This window comes from Pseudorhizobium xiangyangii (genome assembly GCF_020531965.1).
In the GTDB taxonomy this organism is placed as follows: Bacteria; Pseudomonadota; Alphaproteobacteria; order Rhizobiales; family Rhizobiaceae; genus Neorhizobium; species Neorhizobium xiangyangii.
In genome coordinates this window covers 1-660 of the sequence record NZ_JAJAWH010000116.1, presented here as the reverse complement: position 1 = coordinate 660, position 660 = coordinate 1, and the positions used below count along the sequence as shown (strand labels likewise).

At 54.4% G+C, this 660-nt stretch carries 2 protein-coding genes; both read right to left on the bottom strand.

Going from position 1 to position 660, the window contains the following annotated elements; translation table 11 throughout:
* On the bottom strand, positions 1-200 hold a 200-nt coding region (locus tag LH464_RS24770; RefSeq protein ID WP_226788990.1), incomplete at its 3' end, for a MobA/MobL family protein.
* An 11-nt stretch (positions 201-211) separates the two neighbouring features.
* On the bottom strand, positions 212-660 hold a 449-nt coding region (locus tag LH464_RS24450), incomplete at its 5' end, for a MobA/MobL family protein (protein WP_226788989.1).

Here is a 660-nt window from a genome sequence, read left to right as displayed (position 1 = left end):
TGAACCATGTCCTTGATCCACTTCGGCGCATTTTCTGGTATTGCCACCTCCGAGAAAACAAGGTCGTTATCCCGGTCGTACCGTTTGGTTGAAGAGCCGACAGCCTCATCGACCATGCGCGTCCGATGGCGATAAGCAGCAGCATCGACTGCGCTACGACCAGCGGTGATTATCTGCGCACGAAAATGAGGAATAGCCACGCTGTTCTGACCTACTGGCTACCGCGAGCGCGTCTGCGCGCAATCGCAATACTCGCCGAACCCAACCGTACCTCGGGCCTTCTATCAACTCCCTGATCTTTGAGAGACCGCATATCTATACGAACCGATTGTCCGGCCAACTCTAAATGCCGGTTAACCAGACTTCCCCATGCTAGTCGCAGCTTCCTGAAGTCATTCCTGTCGCCAATGATATCTCGATAAATTAGCTTCTTGCCGACACGAAGTGGCTCACCGTTCTCACCGAGAACCAGGCGGGACTTCCGTCCGAAACCATGCTCTCCCGCGAGTCGAAGAGTATGAAGCAATTGAACGTGCGGATTGCCCTCCTCATCGCGATAGACCCAATCGGCGACAAGTCCGAGCGCCACAATATATCGCGAGACAAACTCCTGTGTGAGCGCGATGTTCTGGTGGGCCGTCAGTTCACGCGGTAAAGCAA